Origin of the sequence: Pedobacter sp. AK013 (assembly GCF_014205835.1) — a bacterium.
Lineage (GTDB): Bacteria > Bacteroidota > Bacteroidia > Sphingobacteriales > Sphingobacteriaceae > Pedobacter.
This window is the reverse complement of record NZ_JACHCQ010000001.1, coordinates 265,920-291,295: the sequence shown is the minus strand read 5'-3', so window position 1 is coordinate 291,295 and position 25,376 is coordinate 265,920. Positions and strand designations below refer to the sequence as shown.

Here is a 25,376-nt window from a genome sequence, read left to right as displayed (position 1 = left end):
TCGGTCACTTTATCTAATTTCCGGTAATGGCAAAAAAGATTTCCATAGGCGATATAGCAACTGCCCTGAATATTTCAAAGTCTACAATTTCCTTCATTATCAATGGTAAAGCAAAAGAGAAACGTATCAGTTTGGCTTTGACCGAAAAAGTATTGCAGTACATTGATGAGAACGGATATAAACCAAGCCGCCTGGCCCAGAGCCTGAGCACTGGTAAAACCATGATTATTGGCCTGATGGTGGAAAAAATATCCGATTATTTTTTTGCACAGATGGCCTATCATATAGAGGAAATTGCCTACCAGAGCGGGTATAAGATTTTCTATTGTAGCACCGATAATGATCCGGATAAAACCAGGGAGTTGATCCAGCTATTTAGAGACCGCAATGTAGATGGTTACATCATAACCCCTCCGCCTGGGATGGAAAAAGAAATTCAGGCACTTATTGATGAAGGATCTCCCGTTGTACTTTTCGATAGGTATTACCCTGATATTGAATCAAGCTACGTAATCCTCGATAATTTTAAAGCCAGCTATAATGCTTCCAAATACCTGGCAGAAAATGCTTTTGCCCATATTGCATTTATTACGCTGGATAGTAACCAGAGCCAGATGGAAGAAAGAAAACTGGGCTATACCAGGGCAATGGCCGAATATGGGTTGGAAGTTATTATAGAAAAAGTGCCTTATGGAAATGATCCCGCGCAAACAGTTAAGCAGCTTGTTAAATTCCTTAAGCAGAACAAAAGGATCGATGCTATTTACTTTGCTACCAATTATCTTACTTTTAGTGGTATGAAAGCGATCAACCAGCTCGGATACCATATACCCGGTAAAATGGGCATTATTGCATTTGATGATCATCAGGTTTTCGATTTTTATGCCCCAACTATAACCGCAGTTGCTCAGCCTATATCTGAACTTGCGCGGCAATCCATCGGGGTACTGCTCAGTTTGCTCAACAAACCTTTAGAGGAGAGGGCTGTACAAAAAGTAACTGTCCCGGCACATTTCATCGTCAGGGATTCAACCACCAGATGATTATAAAATAGCATAAATATCATCCGGTAAATTAGAATTATAGTATGCCGGCTTTAGTCTGGTACATTCCTTTTTTATGGGCAAATGAGGTAAAATTGTTATTTAACACAGTTTTTCGTATATTTGTGGTCTGGTATTTTTTGCCGGGAGAACTTTTTCTGGGGCCGTTCTTGGATTTGACGGGGTGGCGAAAGTTATGTTAGCATGCAGTGCGTTGTTCGGAGAGCACTTAAAGTGAACGATCACATTTTAGTTGGCGAAAATACTTACGCCTTAGCTGCCTAGTTTAGAACTAGCTTAGCTTTTGTCCCTCTAACTGCTGCATTGTTGGGTTAGAATCTGGGGCATCGAAACAACAAAGCTGGCTTTAAGGAGATACGACTTAAAGTGAGATAAAGTATCTAAGGATTTAAACAAGGTCGGTTTTCAGCCCGTTTATTTCCCGAAAATCAACTGAAAAATAAGCATGTAGAAGGTATAATTTATCTCACAACTGGACAAGGGTTCGACTCCCTTCGGCTCCACTAACGTCTTTCATGATATCGTGAAGGACGTTTTTATTTTTACCCCGTTTTTTAACCCTCGATTAAAGTAAATAGAGACCTGTTTTGGTTCGAGCCCCGTTGGGGCAAGCATACTGGGATAAACGAAAATTGTTTTGTTTTACCCAGTCTTATTATTTGTTAATTTCTTGTTTTTTAGTAGTTTGATTTATTTGTGTAATGGTTCGATTCGTAATATATAAATACACTAGGTGCTTTGCATTGATTTTATAAAATCTTTTAAGCGTCGAATTTGTTAATTAGTGTTAAAGAGCAATAAAGAATGTAATATTTGTTTAACTTGTGTAAGTATGTATTTTGTGATTTTATAATAAGAATTTTATAACTTTGCATGCCTAATCGAATGATGTATTCAAATAAACACCTCAAAGAAGTGCTTTGCACTTTTAAATTTCTTCCAGGCCCCATAAAATGGGACAGTGGCTTCTTCGGTCAATTTTATGATAAAATTCAAGCAGATGGTTTTTCTTTGAGGCAAGAAAAAAAGGGGATTGTTTTCGAAATAGGGAATTTGAATAATGGTGTTCCGATTACTCCTAATGTTCAAGAAGCTGAAACGCAAATGATTTTTAGAAACCCAGAGAAGAATTATGCTATTTCTATGGGTAATTCTTATGTTACTTTTCATATTGTAAACACTTATGAAAGTTGGGAGGTGTTTAATGAGTCGCTTATGCAGCCGTTTATGGAAAAGTATCTTGAGCTGGGCATATACGATAAAATACAGACCTGTCAGGTTGTTTATCTGAACAGTTTCGAAATAATTGCGGAAGACCCTTTGTCTGATTATTTTACAGTAGTTTCACCTCCTTTTAACACGTTTGGGAGAGAGGCTGCGGTGCAGGTATCTAAAAATTATGTTGCAACAAATGGAATAGTCCTCAATTTTAAAATCAATCCACAACCGACAGCCAAGCAAAATACGAAAAGTATAATGTTGGAATGTGGAGCTGTGGGAACAGTAACAATGGGTAGGCCTATAAGCGACTGGAAGACAATGTCTCAAGATATAAAAAATCCTGTCAGGGATTTTTTCGAATCAATAATTACTGAAAAACTTAGACAAACATTATAATGGATTTTTCTGGATTTATACCGACCAACTATCAGCCAAGTATGTTTTCTTGTATAAGCTTGGAAAATGAAAGTGTTTTAGTATCTCCTGTGAAAACAGAAGTATTAGATATATTTGTGACAGAATTTCCCAGGTTTTCAGACGAAGATATACCTCAAACACAGTTCGCTTTTCTTTATTTTGAGCAAGATAATGTAGACTTTCTAAAATATAGGGATACAATTCAACATCTTTCAAAAAATTTATTTGGCGATACTAAGCTTCTTAGCGATTTTGAGCAGAATGTGCTCAACCAAACCCTTCAAAAGGCTTTAAAAACTAAGCCAACTAGACCCAATAGGTTGTAATATGGCATTTGGTGAGCGCTCTTGGGTTGAATTGTTGCCTTCTTATCTAACGAGTGAGAATAAAGGCCGCCTACAACAAGGGATTGAACAGTTTTATCCTGAAAATAGGAGTGAAATTTCATATGACAATTTCTATAGGGACTTTGGCCATAAGTACTTTCTTCAAGGTGATATTATTTTAGACGTTAGGATGGCTAATTGGAATTCAAGTACGGCTAGTTATGAAAAAACTTATATCGAAGGTTTAATACTTAGCAATACTTGTGACATTTCGTTAGAAAATAAAAGAGACGTAAATCCTAAACAATGCTTGTTTGCTCCTTTAATAAATTTGGAGGAGTTTCTATCAGACCTCTCAATTAATGGTTTATCAGGCGATAAGCTAGAAACATTTAAAAAAAATGTTAAAAGCCAGTTTTATTCAAACATTTTTTATTTACCAAAGATTAAGGAAAATGAAAGTGATAGGATTGCACTTTTGGATAAGATATTTTGGTTTCCAATAGAAGAGATGGAAAGTCTGATAGAGACAATTGATGAAGAAAGGATTGCTTCTTTGGATCATTATGGCTTTTACCTTTTGAATTTCAAGCTATCATACCATTTCTGTCGTTTACCAGAACAATGCGACAGGGTAGCCTAGTATTCGGAAGTAATTTAAAGTTCTAAGGCCTTGTTACATACCGTAACTTGGTTCAACTTTTACCCCGTATCCTTGCTTTGATTCTTTCTTAAATCAATCAAAACCCTTAAATCATCTATAAAGCGGTTCAAGTTTTCCCTCGTATCGCCCACTGGAATCAGTATCAGGAAATACTGAAAAACAAAAAAAGCCTGCAAATTGTTTATTTGCAGGCTTTTTTTGCATTTAGCGGCTTTCTTGACCAAATAACGCATATGCGAGGTGAGCTGTTGCGTACAAATGTCTTTTCATAAAAAACTCAGGCTTTACCTGAATAAAGAAGCCTAAGCAATAACGCAGATTACTTTGCTATAAAATTGAAAGAGAGCATTGCTGGTCCTTCGCCATCAACATCCTTATCTCTAATCACACCAAGTTGAAGTGTATTTTCATCAAGAGATAAGATCTTATAGTTTGTCCAGTTACTTATTCCTGTAATTCCATTTTTTGCTGGTTTGTAACCTCTAAGGATTGAAGCTGAATTGATAGTTAATATTTTCGTAGCCGTATTTAAATAGTAAGTTCCATTTTGGGTAATTCCATTTTCCATGGGTTTAACTGCTTTAAAAAATGCTGTTCCTTTCAATCCAAACGTCATTACCCCGTAGTCACCTTTGGCCATCATATTTGGATAAATGTCGGCAAGCCCCGGACCCCACGTCCAGCAATCGCCACCATAGCATCCTGTGCTATTGGAACCCCACGGACCACCTTCTTTAAGCCAACCAATATTTACTCCATAAAATGCAAATGGCCCTGAAAAATGACTGGCTTCGGTATCTAATACCCATTCTTTCTCTTTGCCAACACCACCAGAAAGGGCGGCCCACATTGGGTCGTCCACATAGTTTAAATTGTCTTGTGTAACTTTTACGACTACAGAATCCATTTTTACTTGTAATCCTCCGCTGAGTACGGAAAATTTTATCACATAATCTCCTTTAAAGGCAAATTTAACCGTGTCTACCATCCTTCTGGAGGTTCCAGTTCCATAATCCCACATGGATATAGTGCCGGGCGTAGCATTTTTAAGAATTACAGTATTCCCACCGGGATCGGCCTTAAAATCCTGTGTTACGGTATATTGTATTTCAGATTTATCAAGCGTCCTTTCAATACTGTGTTTGTCTTTTTTACATGCAATGAACAGCAATGGCATCATCAGCATTGCAAATATTATTATGTATAGTTTCATTTCTTTAATGATTAAGATAGATGATCTGTTACCAGCCTGCATTTTGTTTTAGGGTTCCATTAGAAAGACCGATCTGGGTATATGGTATTTGCTGCAAACCTTTTGTAGCAATGATATTTGCAGCAGATATTTTTTTCTCTGCACTTACACCACCATTTAATACCGTTGTTGTTTCGGCAATTTCCTGAGCCGCCTTATCGATTCCCTGACGCAATAAATCATAATAACGTATTCCTTCAAAAGCAAATTCCAGTCTGCGCTCTCTAATGATGTTAGCCTGACTTACGGCCAATGGCGTAAATGCAGTCTTATATGCGCGCTGCCTAACCGTATCAAAATAGGATTGGGCATTTCCGCTTCCCAATTCTGCTGCCATAAGCAATACATCAGCATAACGAATAGATACATAATCCTGAAACTGACCTATCTGGAAGTTAGTATTGCCATGTGCTTCTGGTAGAGGTTTGCCATCTAAACCGATCATTGGGCTATATTTTTTCGCATAGTAACCGGTGTATTCTCTTTGACCTTTTTGATTGGTGAATGGCAGCTTTTCGTCAACAATTGAAATAATAGAACCCACTCTTCTCGTATCAGTTGGCAGGTATGCATTCCATAATTTAGGGTTTACTGTTTCAACTCCCCATCCGTTTCCATACGGGTAAAGTGCCTGCTCACGGATACCCGCGATTACCATCCAGTGATTTCCATCAGTATTTCCGGCATAATCACTCGTATAAGTATATTTTATTGCAAAAATGGTTTCCTTATTGTCCTCACCTGCGTAAGATGTTAGTGATGCAGCAGGCCACAGGTCGGCAAAATTTTCAATTAAACCATATCCGCCTTTAGTAATTACATCTTCAAGATATGCAAGTGCTTCTGATTTAGACACAAGACCAACCAGATCGGCTTTTGCATAATAACCGGTATAGAACAAAAACACCCTACCCAATAATGCTTCGGCGGCATATTTGGTAACCCTGCCATGATTTGCCACAGCCTGGGCCGGATAAGCAACATCAGGTAAATTTGCTGCAGCGAATTTAAGATCATTAGCAATTACCTTATAAACTTCATCCGGGTTACTTTGTGGAATATTCTCGGCAGATGGAGCCGTTAATAATGGAATGTTACCCCAAAGTCTAACCATATCAAATAACAGGTAAGCGCGCAGAAAACGCGCCTCAGATTCGTATGTTTTTCTCAACTGCGGATTGCTACCCCATTCTATCTGATCCAGCTTACCTAAAAGCACGTTGCAGCGAAACAGCGCTTTATAATATAAAATCCAGTTACTATTGTATAAATTCTGATCTGAAGGTGAACGTGTCTTATCAAACTCATCAATCAGCTGATAACCAAAACCATCAGAATTTCCACCACCACCAAAAGTATTATCCGACATTACCTCGGCCGCAACAGGCAAAGAAACGCCTTCAGACCATACAATCTGTAGTCCATCGTAACAACCAACCAATGCAGTAAATGCATCCTTTGGTGTTTTATAAAAATTTTGATCTGTTACTGCTGTTACTTGCTCAGTATCCAGAAAACTTTTTTTGCAGGCGCCTAAAGATAAAAGGCTTAGTGCAACAGCATATATTTTTATAGCTTTCATATTTTTTATAATCTTGTAGTTAAAACTTAAGATTGGCTCCTATCATGAATGTTCTTGGTCTTGGATAGTAACCTAAATCTATCCCCGATGCAAATCCTTGGGTACCATAACCTATCTCCGGATCCATTCCATCGTATTTTGTAAAGGTGTAAACGTTTAATGCAGCAGCATATAGCCTTACCTGTTTCAGGTAGCTCTTTTTAAATACCTTACCAAGATCATAACCAACGGTGATATTACTGATCCTTAAGAAGTCACCTTTTTGAATATAGAGGTCAGAAAAATTACTCCAATTCCGGTTGTCTTCAGTTACACGCGGAATGGTGTTCGATGAGCCCTCCCCGTGCCACCTATCGAGTATCCGGGTGGTATAATTACCAAACTGACTAGATGGATTTCTGTAGGATTGAACAATATCATTTCCGGCAACTCCAGAAGCTACAACAGAAAAATCGAAGCCTTTGTAATCACCCGAAAGTGTAATACCAAATGTATAATTCGGATTGGGATTACCAATCATGCCTCTATCCTGATTATCTATCATACCATCTCCATTAACATCTACGTACTTAACGTCGCCAGGGGCAGCGGTAGGTTGTATGACCTTACCATTGGCAGATCTGTAATTTTGAACCTCGGCTTCATTCTGAAAGATACCCGCTGTTTTTAAGCCCCAGAAATAGCCGATTGGGAATCCGGTTTGGGCACGATAGAACTCAAGTGCATTGTTAAATAGCTCATTATCACCACCGTGAATAATTTGATCGGAAGTAGGAATATTTTCAACTTTGTTCTTATTGTAAGCACCATTAACTCCAATAGAATAATTAAATTCACCTATGCTGTTTTTATAAGCAAGTGCTAGTTCTATACCTGTATTTTTCACATTACCACCATTAATAAATGGAGGTTCGGCACCGGCAGTAGCAAGAATTGGTACAGCTATTAACCAATCTTTAGTAGTCTTGTTATACCAGTCAAAGTTCAAAGCAAATTTGCCCTGCAAAAAATTAGCATCAAATCCGATATTGGTCTGTTCTGAGGTTTCCCATTTCACTGCAGGATTACTAATTCTGCTTTGGTAGCCCCCAGGAGTAAGCACACCCTCATCAGGACCAAAAATATAGTTTGTATTATTTAGCTTAATTGGTGCCAGATATTGAAAAGCAGCTATATTTTGACTTCCAACCTGCCCCCAACTGGCACGAACCTTAAGAAAATCTAACCAGTCCTTTTGTTCTTGCATAAAATTCTCGTTAGTTACTACCCATCCTGCCGAAACAGAAGGGAAGTATCCCCAGCGTTTTTCGGGACCAAAACGTGAAGAACCATCTGCTCTAAAAGTGGCATTTAACAGGTATTTTCCTTTGTAGTTATAATTTAACCTGCCAAAATAAGATAACCTGCGGTCGGGATCAGTGGGGCCACCTCCAATGGTGATACCTGCTACAGTTTTACCTGTTGTATTACTAAGCCAGGCATAATCAAAACCATCAGCAATCAAATTGGTATTGGTTCCAAAAATATTAGAACCATCTGCACGATATGCAGAGCTACCCACCATCGCTTCAAAAGTATGGTCTTTATTTAAGGTAAATTTATAACTCAACAAATTATCCCAGATCAGAGATTTACCTTTGTTCATTGCCTGGCTGGCTTTGTTAACAAGGTTATAACTATAAACCGACAGGCTGTAAACAGGGGTATAAGAACGACTTTCGCCTGCACTATAATCCATACCTAAACTGGTTCTGAATTTCAGATTTTTAATCGGTTCAATTACCATATAGATATCACCAAGTATGCGCTGGGTATTATTTCTGTTCTGGCTGTTATATACCATCAATGCATAAGGATTTGCCTCACCATTATTCCATGTAGATTTGCTGTTATCGAAGAAGTTTCCATTCTCATCATACATCTTCAAAAATGGGCTGGCACTAAATGCTCCACGTAATGTGTTGTTGTACTGATTACCAACACTTATACCATTATTTTTAATATCTGTATAGGTAAGGTGCTGACCAATTTTGATGATATCTTTGTAAAAGTTATGTTCAGAATTGATTTTAAAGCTGTAGCGCTGGTAATTAGACAAGCCTTTACCTCCTACAATGCCCTCCTGCCCGGTATATGATAAACCTAATGAATAAACTGAAGCGTCAGATGCACCGGATGCACCAAGCGCATAATTTTGTGTGAGTGCATTGTCTACAAACATCTCATCCATCCAGTTTGTACCTTTGCCAAAAGCTTTTATCTGATCATTAGTAAATAGTGGCTGCTTGCCACCGTTTACAGCGGCCTCGCTCATGATAGCGGCGTATTGCGAAGCATCAAGCAATGCTAATTTTTTTGCAACATTTTGTACACCTGCATAAGCATCTAAAGTAATCTGCCCTTTCTGCCCGCGTTTACCTTGCCGCGTAGTAACCAACACCACACCATTAGCGGCCTGAGAACCATAAATAGCTGCAGATGCAGCATCTTTTAGCACATCGATCGATTCGATATCCGATGAGTTTAAATAAGTGATATCACCTGTAAGGACACCATCTACAACATATAGTGGCGATGCATTGCCAATAGTACCTAAGCCCCTTATGGTTACCTTGATGTTTTCGCCGGGCTGACCGGAAGTAGAGGTGATTTGTACACCGGGAGTTTGTCCTTGTAGGCCTTGCAATGCGTTAGTTGTACTTTGCCTTTGCAGTGTTTCTCCTTTAACCTGAACTGTGGCACCGGTTACCAGTTTCTTTTGCTGAACACCATAACCCACTACTACTACCTCGTCAAGTTGTTGTTTATCTTCTGCTAAACTAATGTTAATCGTAGCACTTTGTTCAACCGGTACTTCTTTCGATACAAAACCAACAGAGCTAACCTGGAGTATATCTCCTGTTTGGGCATTAATGGTATACGTACCTTCACTACTTGTTCCGGTTCCACCGGTTTTTCCTTTAACTTTCACTACTGCACCCGGTATAGGGAGCCCATCCGCTGAGGTCACCTTTCCGCTGATTTGACGCTGCTGTGCAAATAAAGATTCGCTGAAAACAAGCAGTGAAAGAAACATCAACAGAAAAATGTGTTCTCCTTTAATTATAGAATTCTTTTTCATGCTGTTCTTAAAAATTTAATAAATAATTGATTCATTTTATATTGGTTTAATTCTGGTTAGTGCTTAATTGTAATTACCTTATCGCTGTAGGTAAAACTGTAGTCTGCCTTTTGATTAAATTCTAATGCCTTGACTAACTTTTTTTTGGGGAGGGGTAATTACTACGACATTAAAGGTTCTACTTTCCGGCATTTAAGAGCTGCAGCTGAAAGCTTAACGGCCATTAAACTTTTGTCGTCAGGAAACTTTTCTGTCGCAATTGCAGTTACATGAATGATTTGATCAGATAACGCTTGAGGTTTTATTTTTTGAATTCTTGAGGAAGAAGGTTGAATAGGAATTTCTATCCCTGAAGTTGTTTGCACATCATCTTTTACCTGTCCATTTACATTTATATAAAGTAGAATACTACCTATAAATATTACGGCGCCTACCCTAATTTTTTGCATAGAAATAAATACAGTTTATACCTGGTTGATTTATTTCTAAAGGTATATGCACGCAAAAAAATCGAGGGCACTCAAATGATAACAATTAGGTATTCATATGTTAACAAATTGACCAAAAAGAGTGTTAAACAGGCTATTGATCAGGTTTTGTTAAGGCATACGCTGATGGCAGCATATCGAATTCCTGCTTAAAATATTTACTGAAATGTTTAGGGTTACTGAAGCCGACTTCATAAGCTACCTCGGCAATGGTCATCTGCGATTTCAGCAACAAGGGTTTAGATTTTAGCAATCTGTAAGCACGTATGTATTCTACAGGTGATTTACCCGTTAGCTGAAGTACTTTTTTATATAAACCTACCCTGCTCATATTCATGTCTGTACTTAACTGGTCGACAGTATAGCCGGAGTCTGACAAATGTTCTTCTATATGAAAAGATAACTGCCTGATGAACTTATCGTCAACAGATTCAATTTCTGTTTCCGGTGGTTTAAACTCAACCTGCTTTTGGTAGATCTTTTTTGAAAGTGCCTGCTGTTGGAGTAAGTTCCTTATTTTCGATAAAAGAATCTCAAAGTTAAAAGGTTTGGTAATGTAATCATTGGCACCGGTTTCAAGGCCCATCAGTTGTTCATCTTCAGTGGTTAGCGCGGTAAGTAATATTACAGGTAAATGGGCCGTACGCTTATCCGCTTTAATTTTCCGGCAAAGATCAATACCATTCATATCAGGCATACTCACATCACTAACAATCAAATCAGGATGTATAGAAAGTATTTTTTGCCAGCCTTCTTTACCATTGGCAGCTTCGGCCACCTGGTAGTATTCTTTTAGATTGTCTTTTAAATAAAACCTAAAATCCTCATTATCTTCTACCAGCATAAGCATCGGCTTTTTACTTTTCCATACAAACTTTGGATCACTTATCTCATTTTCTTCTGCCTTGGCAGTAATGGCCAGATCTAGCTTAGGTTCTGGAACAGGCGTTTCTGCATTTGTTTTAGGAAAAACAAGGTAAACTGTAAACTCAGTTCCTTTATTCACAATGCTGTTGACTGTAATGTACCCACCATGTAGTCTTACAAATTCTTTGGTAATTGATAAGCCTATACCACTTCCCTGGTTAACAATAGAATCTGGAACATCATTTTGAAAAAACCTTTCGAATATCCTTGTCTTATTATCCTCAGGAATCCCAATACCCGTATCAGAAACCTTAAGAATTAACTGGGTTTGTTTATGTTCATTAACGGTAGTAAGCAAACTTACTTTCACTTTACCACCCTGGGGTGTAAATTTAAACGCATTTGAAAGCAGATTAAATAGTATCCTTTCAATTTTATCATGATCAAAATAGGTAATCAGACTCTTTCTATCGGTTTGAAAACTAAAACTGATGTTCTTTCTGTCGGCTATATCACTAAACGAAAATGACAGCTCCTGAATAAAAGAAATGATATCTCCTGTTTTAGGGTGCAGTTTTAATTCGTGCACCTCCATTCTTCTAAAATCCAGCAATTGATTTACCAGATTAAGCAGGCGGCGTCCGTTCCGCTGAATCATCTGAAGTTGCGGCTTTTCTGAATTCTGAGCTTGTTTAATCAGTTTCTCAAGCGGCGTAATGATCAGCGACAAGGGTGTCCTGAATTCGTGACTTACGTTGGTAAGGAATTTTATCTTAAGCAGATCCAGTTCATGCATCCGTTTGGCTTGTTGCCGTTCCTGTTCTATTAGAAACTCTTTCTTTATCCGTTGAATGCCACGATGCCTGATAAAAAACAGCGCACCGCCAATTAGCAATATATAAATGATATAGGCCAGCGTTGTTCTCCAAAATGGAGGCATAATGGTAATATTAAGGCTAGTCTCGTTGTTTACCCAATTTCCCGAAGCATCAGTAGAAACCACTTTAAAAGTGTATTTACCAGGATCAATATTGGTATAGGTTGCCAATCGGTTATTTCCCTGAAGTTCCTGCCAGTGTTGATCAAATCCTTCCAGTTTATACCGGTATTTTATTTTTTGAGGATTAAAGAAATTCAATGCTGCAAACTCAAGAGCAAATCCATTCTCGCTATAGTTCAGCTTTAAATCTTTTGTAAAAATGATAGACTTCTTTAATATACCCCTTCCATTCACCTGGTCATCAATGCCAATGCTCCTGTTAGAAATCTGCAGATCAGTAAAAACGATAACAGGCTTGTTAATGTCATTCCTGATATCGGCCGGCTTAAAAAGATTAAAGCCGTTTGCTCCTCCAAACAAGAGTTCTCCTGATTTGGTCCTAAACCCAGCATTGGCATTAAATGCGTTGCCCTGCAGGCCGTCATGTTCATCGTACTTCCGGAAAGTATAAGAAAATTTGTCGTTATTTATCTTTTTAACAATAACCTCGAACAAGCCATTTGCAGTACTTACCCAAAGATTTTTGTCATTATCTTCAACCACTTTTAAAGTCGTCATTTCAGTGAGCCCATCCTTACTGTCGAAATTCTGGAACGTTGCAGTTTCAGGATTTAACCGACTTAACCCATCACGTGTGGATATCCATATAAAACCATAGCTATCCTCCATTATGCCATAAATAACATTATTGATCAGCGATTTTTTATCACCCGGTTTATTTTTGTAATGAACGAATCGGCCATCTGGTTTCATTTCATCAACCCCTTCCGGGCTCCCTATCCAAATACTTCCTTTTCTATCCTCTATTAAGCAGCAAAGCAAATTTGAAATAATACCATTCTTTTCTCCTGCCTTTTTGTGAATAAAAATGCCTTTGTTTTTATCGAATTTATCCAGCCCACCGCCTAAAGTAGCAATCCATAGTCGCCCCTTACTGTCTTCAAGAATATCCCATACCCGGTCATCGGCAAGGCTGTTTACATCCTGACTATTGTGTTTATAATGAATAAACTTTTTGCCATCAAAGCAATTTAAGCCACCAAAATAGGTCCCTACCCATAGCTTTCTATCACGATCTATAAACAGGCTTACAATGATGTCGTTACTCAAACTATTTGGATTTCCAGGTTCATGTACATACCTTTTAAACTGACCCGTTTTTCTATTAAAATAAAACAGTCCACCTCCATTTGTACCAATCCAGATATTACCCAGTCCATCTTCTACAAAACGGTTTACATCATCATAAGTGAGCCCATGTGGATTTGCATTACGGTGTTTATAGAGCGGGAATTTGAGGATCTTTTCATGATAAAAACTAACACCCTTTTTATATGTTCCTACCCAAATTATCCCTGAATGATCTTTATACATGGTTAGAATGGCATTTTGACCTATACTCTTACTATCGCCCTCTTTATTAACCAAATACCTGATACTAAAATCCCTTTTATCCAACAGGTTAACACCTCCATGATCTGTGCCTATCCAGATTAAACCTTTATCGTCCTGAATGATACTGCTGATCAGGTTGTTATTCAGACCGTTTGGTGCCTTGTCTATAAATCTGGTTTTTCCGGTTTTGGTTTCATAAAAATCTATTCCTCTCTGGCTATTGGGTGTATATATCCATAGATCAGACGCATGATCAACAAACAGTTTAAAATATTGAAAAGTTAAAGAATCCTGACGTTTGAATGCAGTAATGCGCTTACGAACTTTACCTGTAGAACTATTGAGTAATTCAATAGTCTTATCCATATGAATAACCCAAATATCTCCATTGGGTCCTTTTTGTAATGCCGAAACAGGAGAATTGGATAGCGAAGCAGCGTTTTTTGCATCAAGTTTTAAATGAATACTTTTTTTGCTCACCGTATCATATTTAAATATACCTTCTTCAACGGCATTGAACCAAAAACCTCCATGATTATCATTTACTATATCTCTGATCTTTTTGGCAGAGATATGGAGCGCTTTCTGCAGGTAAGGGTTAACATCCCTGATAAAAACCTGGGTTTCTGCATCATAGATGTTTGCACCATTCTGGGTTTCCAGATATAGCTTATTATTGGGGAGTTCAGAGATATTAGCAATAAAATCATCGCTTATTGATTTATGATCTCTCGGATCGTGTTTAAAAACCTTAATCTTCTGTCCATCAAAACGATTTAATCCGGAAAGGGTACCGATCCAAATAAAACCTTTACTATCTTTAAGAATTTTATTTATCTGATTATGCGAGAGCCCGTCGGAAATATTTATACAAGAAAACTGGATCTGGCCTTGCTGAGCTAAACCCGCGAACGAAATAAGTAAGAAGATTAATGCAATTATGGTTTTCCGTGTAAACATTAAAGAATCATTTTATAAAATTCGAGTATGTTATTCTTAAGTCTGAATAACCGTTTAATATTGCAAGATAGAAAATGAATTATAAACAAAGATGTTTCTGTAATTGTTAACGAAGAACAACCTTTTACTTTTTACCAACTCTCTTTGCACTAGACAAATCTTTTATTTTGATGTTCTTAAAGTCGACAGAATGGCCTTTGCTTTGCTGCACCGCTAATTAGTGACTTAAACAAAGGCATCTCTGAGTTACTGATAAAATCTCAAAAAGATATGGCCATTGATTACCTGTTTGATTTCTTGTCAGGGCATTTCGTTTTGGATAAAGAAAAGAAAGATGTTATGTATAGCAGTCGAAAATATTGATTGTGGATTTGCTAAAGCGCATTTTACAAATAAACAACCCCGAGGTATTAAAAGAGTTTGAGTTGTTCTAAATGTATTTTTTGATATTCATTTTCTTTACCTTGATTCTCTATATATTTTTAGAGTAAATTGATATGTTTATTTGTATTGTATTAATAATAAGGTTGTTGTGTGAAAAAAAACTTAACTATGATTGATGTTTCAAAATTTATTTGAAATTAAATTATACCTCATGCAAGTTCCCATACAAAGTTCTCTTAACTCATTTTTATGTGGTTTTGTGCTATTTTGGAAAAAGCAATCCACAAATTATAGTTCTACGCCCTTTCGGATGTTTGATTTTGGAGAAATATTATCTATTGATTGACAGGCAGATAAATAACTTGTTCATTAGAATTCTGTGAATAAAATTCTTCGAAGGTTATGATTATAATAATACCGAGATTAGCTTAATAAACTTTTTTTCTCTCTCATTTTCGTCATAATACGCTTCGATTTTAGTAGCAGTCGCATCCCTTGGTTTAATACGTTTTGCTCTTCTTTTTTGCATATACCATATTAAAAATAAGTAAAGAAACATTTCTGATTAAATAAGTTTTTAGAACCTCAGGTTTTCGTTTACGAAGTTCCTTACGTATCTGCGGATCATTTCCCGAACTTCCCTGAACTGCTCCATGACCTGTTCTTCAGTACCGACTGCCTTTGCAGGGTCTGGAAAGGCGTAATGGAGCTTTATGGCTTTGGATGGGAAGTAGGGGCAACTTTCCTTAGCATTGTCGCATACCGTAATCACAAAGTCGAAGTCGATGTCTGTATATTCATTTATGTTATTTGAAGTATGTGCGGATATGTCTATTCCATCATGCTTCATGATCTCAATTGCCTTTGGGTTGACCCCATGTGTTTCAATGCCCGCACTGTAGATTTCCGCAATATCCCCTGCGAAGTACCTTAGATAGCCCTCTGCAATCTGGCTACGGCAACTGTTGCCCGTACATAGTACCAATATCTTTTTCATGTTTTCTTATACTAATAACCAAATAATATTAATGATACAGAACTTAGCATCAAAGCCGAAGATGAGCTGTAGCAAAATGACCGAAAAGGTAATAATGATCGGTTTTCTATATTTATGGAGCGTTTCAGTTTTCATCACTGATCACAGCATCCTGGTGGACAACAAGCCTGTTTAACTTCTGGTTTCTCTGCAAATACAGTTACGCTGAAAATACCCGTATTCCCACTTTTGAAGCTTTCGATTTCCTGTGGTAAAAGGTATTTGGAAAGTATATCATCGGGAATGATGATTGGTTTTTCTTTCTGAACGGTTACATTGTGGAAGCCATTGTCATTGATGAGGTTAAGATAGGTTTCCTTTTGGATGGCACCAGCTACACAGCCGGCATACATTTCCGCATCCATTCTCAGTGCATCCGGAAGCTCACCGATCAGTACCACATCAGAGATACTGAAGTGTCCATTTGGTTTAAGAACCCTAAAGATTTCCTTAATAACGGCATCTTTATTTGGAACCAGGTTAAGTACACAGTTGCTCACAATCACATCAGCTACACCGGAGGTAATGGGCATCTTTTCGATATCGCCCTGTCTAAACTCGACATTATGGTAACCTAGTTTTTCTGCATTTATCCTGGCTTTTTCAATCATGGCTGGAGTGAAGTCGATACCGATGACCTTACCAGTTTCACCCGTTTCTTTTCGTGCGATAAAGCAATCATTGCCCGCACCACTGCCAAGGTCGATCACCACATCACCTGCTTTTATCATAGCGAACTGTGTCGGCAAGCCACAACCCAATCCCAGGTCCGCATCGGGAATATAGCCCTCTATTTCAGTATAATCATCTGTCATGATGTTATAGACCTCTGTTGAGCATCCGCCGGCACCACAGCAAGATGCAGCATTAGTATCCTTGTCCTGCAAGGCGATCTCACTGTACTTTTCTTTAACGAGCTCTTTTAGTTTTTCGTTCTCTTCCATATTGATTGTAATATTACGATTGAATTTGGCAAATTTTTTAACAGCAGTTCTGCTCGCCCTTGTATGAACCGAAAAGCCTGTTCAGTTCTTCCTGTAGCATTTTCCACGTTTTTGGTTCGATGCAGTAGCATACGCTTGCCCCCTCGATTGTTCCCTGTATTATACCAGCATTCTTCAGTTCTTTCAGATGTTGCGAGATGGTCGCTTGGGCCAGTCCAAGTTCGTTTACCAGGTCGCCACAGATACAGGCGTTCACTTTGATCAGTTCCTGCAAGATTGCAATACGTGCGGGATGTGCAATTGCTTTCAACTGTACAGCCAAACTATTCTGCTCTTCTGTGAATATTTCTGATTTTGTTGTTCCCATATCGCAATATTACGATGTAATTATTAAGTACCCAAACATTTAATCGTAATATTGCGATAGATAAATATATGAAACTGAATAACAGCTATTTAATTTGTAAAATATTTTGAAAGACCAGCGTATTGAGACCACTTCCGTGCATAACGAATAGCCGCTCTTGTCATATTAACAATGAATAGAAATTATCTACTAAAAGTTAAACCCAAAATGAAGCCCGGGTTGAATAAAGTAGTTAGGCCATTTTTTTTCTACTACTCTAAATGATTCAGGTACATTAGTCCTTACAGGCCAATAACTGCATCCAATAGCTGGTTCAAAAAAGAACCGGTTTTTAAAAAACGTAAACTGGTAACCCAAATGGACGTTCAGATACAGTGTGTATCCATTTCCAATCTTTTTTTTATTCTCGTCGATATATTTTTCAAAAGCATTCAATGCATAAACGGATGTGTAGACTCCTTTCCACCAAAAATGCTGGTATCCTAATGTAGGTGCAAGTATACGTGCATGCCCGGGATAGTTTTCTCCCGGCGCATCAAATGATGGTCCAAAAGGGATACCTATTGGCCAGGAATAAATGGATCTTTTAAATTCAAAGGAAACAACATCTTTGGGTGTTATCCTATATCCAATATTTAATTGTACATACTCAGGATTATTTACTTTGGAAAAATTTCCCAACATCAAGAGTGAACTCCCAATATAATACTTTTTGTAAGTACTATCCTGTTGGGTAGATTGGGCATTCACCTGTAAACTGCCTGCCATCATTAAGATCAAAGCGAACATTAAAATTTTCTTTTGCACATCAATACTATTAATTGTTAAATGATAATGCAAGGTAGATTAGCGAGGGGCCTTAAATTGTTCACTTAAGTTAAGAAATGAACCCTAGCCTTTATTTTTTCCTACAATTCTTGCTCTCAATCTACTTAGAGATTGGGGTTTGACACCTAAATAACTTGCTAATTGATGCTGTGGAACGCGCTGAATAAGTTCCGGTCTTTTTTGAATCAGGTTCAGATATCGTTTTTCAGGGGAAGAAGTTTTAAACTCGTCAAAATCTATTTGCTGTTTAGCTAAGAGTTCTTCGGATAATATTTTGCATAGGGTTTCAAACTTTGGAAATTTCCTGTTTATTTCCATTTCCATATCAGAATTTGAAACAGTAAGTATAGTGTCTTCTATACAACTTACATAATATTCAGAGGGCGTTTTGCTTATTACACAAGGGGGTGTCAAAACTTCCATTTCTGTATAGAAAGCAGTAGTTTTTTCTTCACCATCTAAAACATAATATGTCCGAATACAGCCTTTTAAAACAAAGTAACTATCTTTCGATTTTTGTCCTTCTTTGAGCAAAGTTGTCCCTTTCTTAATAGAGCGGAATATGTCTAACGAAAGTATTGTGTTCTTCTCCTCTTCTGTCAGAGAAACGTATTTTGATATAAAGTCGAATAGTATGTCTTGCATTGTTTTTATTTGTTGTTACTGTCGTTTGTTACACTTGCTACCAATTCAAAAATAGGCGCAATTCTACAATTTTTTTAGAAAAACGACATATATATACCCATGTGACACACCCATCCTTTGCTAATCATCCAAATGCATTATTCTATTATTATCCGCTCTTATACCGCTAAAAGCTTTACCTAGGTATTCCATATGGCCCCCATTGCCACTATCGAAAACCCTCTATTGCTTTTTAAAATCATTCTGAAAGCGCCGGTTTCACTATACCTGCAAAAGTTAAATACCTAATGGGGCTTTTATTTTAAGATTAACGTCAGGTTAAATTTTTGCGGTCCCAAGCCCTCGCACTCCTCTTAAACTACTGATATAGAAAGGTAATAGATTCTAACTATTCCATTATAGAATTAAATGATTGTGATTAGTTATTTCAATTCTCTAAATTTATAATAATCTGGTTAACCCATAATAACAGATCAGATTTTACTAACAAATATTATACATATGGAAAAAGAATCGAATGATATCAGCAAATGTCCGTTTCATAATGGCAGCATGAAGAGTAATGTAGCTGGTGGTGGCACCAGAAATGGCGATTGGTGGCCAAAGCAGTTAAAGTTGAGTATTTTACGTCAGCATTCTAACTTATCTAACCCAATGGATGGTGAATTCAGTTACGCTGAAGCTTTTAAAAGTTTAGATTTGGCAGCGCTAAAAGCAGATCTTCATGCACTGATGACTGATTCGCAAGATTGGTGGCCGGCAGATTTCGGTCACTACGGAGGCTTGTTTATCCGCATGGCATGGCACAGCGCCGGAACCTACAGGGTGGGCGATGGCCGTGGTGGTGCTGGAGCAGGGTTACAACGTTTTGCGCCACTTAATAGCTGGCCAGATAACGTGAGCCTTGATAAAGCCCGTAGATTACTTTGGCCAATTAAACAAAAATACGGGCGCAAAATTTCGTGGGCAGATTTAATGATCTTAACCGGTAACGTTGCCTTAGAATCGATGGGGTTTAAAACATTTGGCTTTGCTGGTGGGCGCGAGGATGTTTGGGAAGCCGACGAATCGGTATATTGGGGTTCGGAAACAACCTGGTTGGGTGGCGATCTTCGCTATGCACACGGCTCTGATGGAGCAGAAAAAGCACATGGCGTGGTGGTTACAGACGATAATGCAGACGGCGATGTACATTCGCGTAATTTAGAAAAACCTCTTGCTGCTGTGCAGATGGGATTAATATATGTAAACCCAGAGGGGCCGGATGGAAACCCAGACCCGATTCTTGCCGCTAAAGATATCCGCGATACTTTTGGCCGCATGGCTATGAATGATGAAGAAACGGTGGCATTAATTGCCGGTGGACATACCTTTGGTAAAACCCATGGTGCTGCTTCGGCAGATCATGTAGGCAAAGAGCCTGAAGCCGCTGGTATAGAAAGCCAGGGTTTAGGATGGAACAACAGTTATGGTTCTGGTAAAGGTGCTGATGCGATTACCAGTGGATTAGAAGTAATCTGGACCACCACACCAACGCAATGGAGCAATAATTTTTTCGAAAACCTTTTTGGATTTGAATGGGAATTATCGAAAAGCCCTGCCGGCGCACATCAGTGGAAAGCGGTCAATGCGGAAGCTATTATTCCTGATGCATTTGATGGATCAAAAAAACACCTGCCAACGATGTTGACTACCGATCTTTCTTTAAGATTCGACCCTGCGTACGAAAAAATATCAAGACGTTTCTTAGAAAATCCAGATCAGTTTGCTGATGCGTTTGCAAGAGCATGGTTTAAACTAACCCACCGCGATATGGGCCCCGTAGCGCGTTACCTGGGACCAGATGTGCCTCAGGAAGAATTGCTTTGGCAAGATCCGATACCTGCGGTTAATCATGTATTAATTAACGAAAGTGATGTTGCTGCATTAAAGGCAAAAATATTGGCTTCAGGATTGAGTGTATCTGAACTGGTTTCTACCGCTTGGGCTTCCGCCTCTACCTTCCGTGGTTCCGATAAGCGTGGTGGTGCCAATGGCGCACGGATCCGTTTGGCACCACAAAAAGACTGGGCCGTTAACAATCCGCCACAATTGCAAAAAGTATTGGGTGTATTAGAGGGGATTCAAAATGAATTTAATGCTGCACAAATTGATGGTAAAAAAGTTTCCTTAGCCGATTTAATTGTACTGGCAGGTGCTGCTGCAGTAGAAAAAGCGGCCGCTGCTGCCGGACATTCGGTTACTGTTCCTTTTACGCCAGGCAGAATGGATGCATCGCAAGCACAAACCGATGTAGAATCTTTTGGTTATTTAGAACCACTTGCAGATGGTTTCCGTAATTACCGTAAATCTAAATCTACAGTTCCTACAGAAGAATTCCTGATCGATAAAGCCCAGTTGCTTACTTTAACAGCACCAGAATTAACGGTGTTGGTTGGTGGTTTACGTGCACTGGATACCAATTTCGACGGTTCTAAAAACGGTATCTTAACTACAAAACCGGGTCAGCTTACCAACGATTTCTTTATTAATTTATTGGATATGGAAACCGCATGGAAAGCTGTTGCAGAAGATAAAGAACTATATATCGGAAGCAGCCGCTCAACTGGTCAGCCAAAATGGACAGCAACCCGTGCCGATCTTGTATTTGGTTCTAATTCCGAATTGAGGGCAATTGCAGAGGTGTACGCAAGTTCTGATGCGCAAGGTAAATTTGTAAAAGACTTTGTGGCTACCTGGAATAAAGTAATGAATGCAGACCGTTTTGATTTGAAATAATCAGAAATACAACGCAAAACAAAAAGGTACTGGAAAATTTCGGTGCCTTTTCTGTAAAATGGTAGCTTAAGCAGTATCTATTTACTTTCTATCCCCCAAATAATAAAAAAATCAATATTTTTTTATTTGTTAAAACAATTCTCAAACTTATTTGTCTTATTTACTCATTAGTTTGTTTGGTTTAGTTTTATTGGTGGATGCTAATAAAACAAAATAATTGGCCTCATAGCAATATGGGGCTTTCTCGTTTATATATGGCAATAGCTCATTATGCAAAATGGATAATAACTATACTAATCAATGTTATCTATAGGAAACCTGGTGAGCTTTCTTTTGAAAAAAAACTAAAATTTTTTATCTAATTCTTAAAAATAGACTTAAGTAGGTGAGGCATAATGAATTTGGATCAAGCCATTTTCTGATTTACATGAAACATTTATTCAAAAAAAATAGCACCTGTAAAAGTAATCATACTGTAATCGGATTTATACGATAACGTGTTTCTAATTATCAAAATAATATTCTTGATTTTGTGATAAAATATTTAATATTGAATTGATAAATCGATTTATCAACAACCGAATATGATGATGAGCTTAGGTATATTTACGCCCTGCCGGGCAGTATATGTCTGTGTAGTTTATTTGTGTGTAGTTTTTAATCCATTTAAAAATGCGATCTCCCAGCACACAATTGCTTTTAACTCAAAGCCCTTCTGATTAAAAATGATGATTTGCTTTCAATTGTTTTTTATTGAATAATTGATAAAACGTTTTAGCTGCTAGCAGCTGAATTATATATTATTAACTAACCATTTCTAAACCTAAAACCGATGAAAATCAATCTATTAAAGATTTCGGGGCTTTCTGTGCTTTTTTTGCTCAACAGCCCTGCTTTTTCGATGAATCTGGTTGCTGAAAAATCCGAGGGGTTTTCCGGGCCAAATATGCCTCTAGTGCATATTCAAAACAGAAAAGTAATTACAGGAACCGTATTAGACGAAAAAAACATGCCGATTCCAGGCGTTGGCGTCAAAAACATTTCTTCAGGTAAAACAGCTGTAACTGATGAAGCTGGTAAGTTCAGTATCGAAGCGAACCCGAATGATGTGATCCGTTTTTCTTATGTGGGTTATCAAAATAAAGATATTACAGTAGGTAACGAAGCTAACATTAGCGTTAAAATGATACCTGCCGAAGCCAATAAGTTAGATGAGGTAGTGGTAATTGGTTATGGATCGGTGAAAAAGACAGACCTTACTGGTTCTGTTGGTGTGGTAAAAGCCAGCGAACTTCAGGAACGTCCGGCTTCATCACTAAATCAGGCACTCGCTGGCCGTATTTCTGGTGTACAGGTAAACACCAACTCAGGTAGACCTGGCGGACAGACAAACATCAAAATCAGGGGATTTAGTTCCATCAACACGAGTAACAATCCTCTTTATGTGGTAGATGGCGTGGCTTTGCCAGTGGGATCGCAAACACAGAACAGTAACGCTATCGATTACATTAATCCAAGTGATATCGCTTCAGTAGAGGTGTTAAAGGATGCATCTTCTACAGCCATATATGGTGCAAGGGGTGCAAATGGCGTAATTTTAATTACGACTAAAAAAGGAACAGCAAATGCTCAGCGCATCACTTATGATGCAGATTTTGGTGTAAATACGCTGGCCGCCCACCATGTTAAGATGCTTGATGCCTTTGAGTATGTTAAGGTGCAGGATCTGGCTTATGATAACATCAAGGTGTACGATCCCGTAGGTTGGGCCGCAGGTAATTATGCTTCAACCCCTGTTCCTAAAGCTGCAAGGATTGCCTTACCACAATTTTTTGATGGCAATGGAAACCCATTATATAACACCGATTGGTTGAAAGAATCTACACAGAATAAACTCTCGCAAAATCATCAGCTGGGTTTTACAGGTGGAAACGAAAATAGCACTTATGGCGTTTTTGCAGGCTATCGCGATGATGAAGGCCTTTTGCTAAACTCTTATCTAAAACGTTATTCGGGCAGATTTAATTTCGACAGCAAAATTAAACCGTGGTTAAAGGTCGGCGGTAATCTGAGTTACAATAACCAGAACGAAAACATTGTTGATCAGGGAACAGGCGGCTTAAATTCAGTCCGCATGATTACCGAAGCATTCCCTTTTCTGCCCATTAAACTGGCAGATGGCAAGTGGGGCGATAATAAACTGATTCCATGGGCAGAAGGAGGCTCCAATCCGGTGCATATCTTAACTGACCAAAAATATGGAATGGTTACCCAAACTGCTTTAGGGAGTATTTATTCTACCATTAGCTTTAGTAAAGATTTAGAATTCCGCACCCAGTTAGGAGCCAATATTGTGAGCCGCAACATTAACGAGTACAACGCCAAACAATTGTACGGTATTTCTGACGGGCAGAATGGAACAGCCAATGTAACCAATGATAGGGAAACTTTTTGGTCATTGGAAAACTATTTAACCTATAACAAACGTTTTGCCGAATCGCATGCCATTAATGCGTTATTGGGTATTTCATGGCAGGCGACCAATTTTTTTAGCAATACCAGCCATGCCGAGAATTTTGTAACGGATTTTTATGGAAACAATAATATGGGCTCCGGAAGTAAATCGATTACGGTGGGCTCTAGCCGTAACAGATCGGCTTTTAACTCTTATTTTGGAAGATTAAACTATGCCTTTAAAGACAAATACCTGGTTACTTTTACAGGTAGGGTAGATGGATCATCCAAATTTGGAGAAAATCATAAGTTTGCCTTTTTCCCCTCGGCAGCATTGGCCTGGAAAGCCTCAGATGAAGATTTTCTTAAAGGAAACAAAACCATCTCTAATTTAAAACTAAGAACCAGTTATGGTTTAAGTGGTAATTCAGAACTTCCCGCTTACCAGTCGTTAGCTACATTGGTTAATAACTCGGCCATTATTAATGATAGTAAGGTAACAGGTATTGGCATAGGCAGATTGGCCAATCCAGATCTGGTTTGGGAAAAAACAGCACAGGTTGATGCGGGTTTAGAACTTGGCTTATTTAACAACCGCATTAATTTAGAGGCCGATCTTTATTATCGAAAAACAACCGATATGTTACTGGATGCACCAGTGCCACGTACCACAGGATATGCAGTGATCAGAAAAAATATAGGATCTATGCAGAACAAAGGTTTAGATTTAGGCATCAATACGGTAAACGTACAAACCGACAATTTTACCTGGAAAACCAGCTTTAATATCTCCCTTAACCGCAATAAAGTACTTTCTTTGGCCACACCTGATGATATTTTTGGCGTGGGTAATCCAAATTTCACCAATCAAACAGGTATTATCAGAGTTGGAGAGCCTGTAGGGGCATTCTGGGGCCTGGTGCGTTTAGGAACCTGGAGTGAGGCCGAAAGAGCAGAAGCAGCTAAATATGTAAGTTACCGCGGTGGTAAAACTTTGCTTCCGGGCGATATCAAATATTTAGATGTAAACGGCGACCATGCCATTACAGATGCCGACCGTCAGATTATTGGTAACGGAACACCAAAAGGTTGGGGATCATTTGGTAACTCATTTCGCTATAAAAACTTAGAGTTGATTGTAGAGCTTCAATATTCATATGGTAATGATGTATTGAATATGACCCACCACTCAGGTGAAGACAGACAGGTACAGGCCAATAGCTTTGCCAGCGTATTAAATGCCTGGACTCCCCAGAACCAAAATACGCCGATTGCTGCAATCAGGGATCAATCTGCCGGATATGTAACCAATGTGGATACGCACTGGTTGGAAGACGGCTCTTTCATCCGTGGAAAAAACCTTTTACTGGGCTATACTTTTGATAAAACACTTGTCGAAAAATTGCGCTTAAGCAAACTCCGTGTTTATGCATCTGTTCAGAATTTCTTCCTGGCCACCAAGTATACTGGCAACGATCCTGAGGTAACCACTTATGGAAATGCATTTGCACAGGGTCAAACATTTTTCGATTATCCAAAGCCTACAACTTTCATGGTGGGTTTAAACATTGGATTATAAACAT

At 38.4% G+C, this 25,376-nt stretch carries 16 protein-coding genes and 1 other RNA gene; 7 read left to right on the top strand and 10 right to left on the bottom strand.

The window, feature by feature from the left end; translation table 11 throughout:
• Window positions 1-26: 26 nt before the first annotated feature.
• From HDC90_RS01170 to HDC90_RS01150, 5 genes are all read left to right on the top strand, one after another.
• Complete coding sequence (locus HDC90_RS01170; protein WP_184463015.1) at window positions 27-1,043, top strand: LacI family DNA-binding transcriptional regulator; 1,017 nt, start codon at window positions 27-29, stop codon at window positions 1,041-1,043.
• A gap of 160 nt (window positions 1,044-1,203) precedes the next feature.
• Window positions 1,204-1,570: a transfer-messenger RNA gene (gene ssrA / locus HDC90_RS01165) on the top strand.
• Between the two features lie 379 nt (window positions 1,571-1,949).
• Window positions 1,950-2,681 carry a TIGR04255 family protein gene (locus HDC90_RS01160; protein WP_184463013.1) on the top strand — a complete coding sequence of 244 codons (732 nt, stop codon included), beginning with the start codon at window positions 1,950-1,952 and terminating at the stop codon, window positions 2,679-2,681.
• Window positions 2,681-3,028: a hypothetical protein gene (locus tag HDC90_RS01155; RefSeq protein ID WP_184463011.1), complete on the top strand. Its 348-nt coding sequence runs from the start codon at window positions 2,681-2,683 to the stop codon at window positions 3,026-3,028. Before HDC90_RS01160 ends, HDC90_RS01155 begins: the two co-directional genes overlap by 1 nt.
• A gap of 1 nt (window position 3,029) precedes the next feature.
• Window positions 3,030-3,671, top strand: coding sequence for a hypothetical protein (locus tag HDC90_RS01150; RefSeq protein WP_184463009.1), 642 nt, complete (start codon window positions 3,030-3,032; stop codon window positions 3,669-3,671).
• 340 nt (window positions 3,672-4,011) lie between these two features.
• On the opposite strand, the gene HDC90_RS01145 is transcribed toward HDC90_RS01150, so the two are convergent.
• The 10 genes from HDC90_RS01145 to HDC90_RS01100 form a co-directional block, all read right to left on the bottom strand.
• Window positions 4,012-4,905 carry a hypothetical protein gene (locus HDC90_RS01145; protein ID WP_184463007.1) on the bottom strand — a complete coding sequence of 298 codons (894 nt, stop codon included), beginning with the start codon at window positions 4,903-4,905 and terminating at the stop codon, window positions 4,012-4,014.
• A 28-nt stretch (window positions 4,906-4,933) separates the two neighbouring features.
• On the bottom strand, window positions 4,934-6,526 hold the full coding sequence (locus tag HDC90_RS01140) for a RagB/SusD family nutrient uptake outer membrane protein (protein ID WP_184463005.1): 1,593 nt from the start codon (window positions 6,524-6,526) through the stop codon (window positions 4,934-4,936).
• A 19-nt stretch (window positions 6,527-6,545) separates the two neighbouring features.
• A complete protein-coding gene (locus HDC90_RS01135; RefSeq protein WP_184463003.1) occupies window positions 6,546-9,647 on the bottom strand; it encodes a TonB-dependent receptor in 3,102 nt (1,033 codons plus the stop codon).
• Between the two features lie 161 nt (window positions 9,648-9,808).
• Window positions 9,809-10,096, bottom strand: a complete 288-nt coding sequence (locus HDC90_RS01130; RefSeq protein WP_184463001.1) for a hypothetical protein — start codon at window positions 10,094-10,096, stop codon at window positions 9,809-9,811.
• 133 nt (window positions 10,097-10,229) lie between these two features.
• Window positions 10,230-14,357: a two-component regulator propeller domain-containing protein gene (locus HDC90_RS01125; RefSeq protein WP_184462999.1), complete on the bottom strand. Its 4,128-nt coding sequence runs from the start codon at window positions 14,355-14,357 to the stop codon at window positions 10,230-10,232.
• A 961-nt stretch (window positions 14,358-15,318) separates the two neighbouring features.
• Complete coding sequence (locus tag HDC90_RS01120) at window positions 15,319-15,738, bottom strand: arsenate reductase ArsC (RefSeq protein ID WP_184462997.1); 420 nt, start codon at window positions 15,736-15,738, stop codon at window positions 15,319-15,321.
• Between the two features lie 134 nt (window positions 15,739-15,872).
• Window positions 15,873-16,721 carry an arsenite methyltransferase gene (locus tag HDC90_RS01115; RefSeq protein ID WP_184462995.1) on the bottom strand — a complete coding sequence of 283 codons (849 nt, stop codon included), beginning with the start codon at window positions 16,719-16,721 and terminating at the stop codon, window positions 15,873-15,875.
• Between the two features lie 37 nt (window positions 16,722-16,758).
• Entirely contained in the window at window positions 16,759-17,088 is a 330-nt protein-coding gene (locus tag HDC90_RS01110; RefSeq protein ID WP_184462993.1) for a helix-turn-helix transcriptional regulator, read from the bottom strand.
• 189 nt (window positions 17,089-17,277) lie between these two features.
• Window positions 17,278-17,895: a hypothetical protein gene (locus HDC90_RS01105; protein WP_184462991.1), complete on the bottom strand. Its 618-nt coding sequence runs from the start codon at window positions 17,893-17,895 to the stop codon at window positions 17,278-17,280.
• Window positions 17,896-17,979: 84 nt separating this feature from the next.
• Window positions 17,980-18,561: a Crp/Fnr family transcriptional regulator gene (locus tag HDC90_RS01100; protein WP_184462989.1), complete on the bottom strand. Its 582-nt coding sequence runs from the start codon at window positions 18,559-18,561 to the stop codon at window positions 17,980-17,982.
• A gap of 501 nt (window positions 18,562-19,062) precedes the next feature.
• Here HDC90_RS01100 and katG point away from each other — a divergent pair.
• Window positions 19,063-21,339, top strand: coding sequence for a catalase/peroxidase HPI (gene katG / locus HDC90_RS01095; RefSeq protein WP_184462987.1), 2,277 nt, complete (start codon window positions 19,063-19,065; stop codon window positions 21,337-21,339).
• Window positions 21,340-22,171: 832 nt separating this feature from the next.
• Window positions 22,172-25,372: a TonB-dependent receptor gene (locus HDC90_RS01090; RefSeq protein ID WP_184462985.1), complete on the top strand. Its 3,201-nt coding sequence runs from the start codon at window positions 22,172-22,174 to the stop codon at window positions 25,370-25,372.
• Window positions 25,373-25,376 lie beyond the last annotated feature (4 nt).